The sequence below is a fragment of the Caldicellulosiruptor sp. F32 genome, assembly GCF_000404025.1.
GTDB lineage: Bacteria > Bacillota > Thermoanaerobacteria > Caldicellulosiruptorales > Caldicellulosiruptoraceae > Caldicellulosiruptor > Caldicellulosiruptor saccharolyticus.
Genome location: NZ_APGP01000090.1, coordinates 1 through 1,263, shown reverse-complemented (window position 1 = coordinate 1,263; position 1,263 = coordinate 1). Strand labels below are relative to the sequence as shown.

General features: G+C 32.9%; 1 protein-coding gene. It reads left to right on the top strand.

Going from position 1 to position 1,263, the window contains the following annotated elements; genetic code table 11:
- Nucleotides 1–430: 430 nt before the first annotated feature.
- Nucleotides 431–961 (top strand): M48 family metallopeptidase, encoded by a 531-nt coding sequence (locus H964_RS08470; RefSeq protein ID WP_051109324.1) that lies wholly within the window; start codon nucleotides 431–433, stop codon nucleotides 959–961.
- Nucleotides 962–1,263: the final 302 nt, after the last annotated feature.

Genomic DNA, 1,263 nt, shown 5'->3' with positions numbered 1-1,263 from the left:
GATGTAAACGGATGTTAACGGCAAATTTACAGAAGTAGTTTTTTATCGGTCTTATCTGAACTATGAGGGATGTAAACAAGGGGGTGTTGGAAAAACTACTATTGCACTTGCACGTTTTATCTAAACTATGAGGGATGTAAACGTAGCGAACAGCTGTTAATGATAAAATAAAATCATCAGAAATGACATCAAAAATTCCCCACCTGCTACTTAATGTGAAGCCTTATGTAATAGTATAGAATAAAAAATTAGGTATATAGGAATTTTTATACTTTTTGCAAAGGAACTTTTGATTGAAGGAATCAAGGGCAATGGTATAAAACTCTCTAACAAGCAGTTTAGTGAAGTTTATGAAGCATATAAACAATTAGCAAAGCAGATGGGATTTGAAAATGTACCTGAAATATAGGTAATTGAGTCAGGTGGATTTTTGAATGCCTTTGCTATGCGGTTTATTGGAAGAGATTTTGTAGTTGTTTATTCTGGTATTCTGGAGCTTGCATATAAGGGAAGTCTTGATGAAGTAAAGTTCATACTTGCACATGAACTTGGGCATCTTAAAGCAAACCATCTTAAGCATAGGCTGATACAATTTGGTTTAATGTTACCTTTTTTAGGTCAAGCATGTTTGAGAGCTTGCGAATATACTGCTGATAGATATGGAGCTTATTTTTCACTAAATGGTGCTTTAAAGGGTTTGATTTTATTAGCAGCAAGCAAGGGGTTGTATAGAAATGTAGTATTAGAAGAGTTTTTAAAACAGGCAGAAGAAGAAAGAAGCTTTTGGATAAGTTTTGCAGAACTTCTTGCTTCTCATCCTCATTTGACAAGCAGGATTCAAGCAATTAAGGATTTTATTAAAACTTTAAAACCCTCTAATTCTCCTTCTGAAGTTTATAATGTGGAATCTGTCTCAGATAGCAGGTGTTCAAGTAGATTTATTATATGGGAAGAAGATTGAATACATATAGTGTTATAAACCCATAGAGAATAAGTGAGTCTACTATTCAACTCGATGTTGTAAAATGTACTATTTAATATGAAAGTAAAAAGAGGGCGGCTAAAAACATAATTTCAGAACTCGAAAACACCAACATATAGCTCAAATACAAAACTAATAAACTACTAAATACTGACCAAAAGGGACTATCCACTTGTCTTTTTGGATAGTCCCTACTTAAATTTATCTAACTGCCAATATTAGAAATATTTAACTTTATTCACGCTATGTATCTCTCTGTGAAAACAATCTTTGGTTGTTTG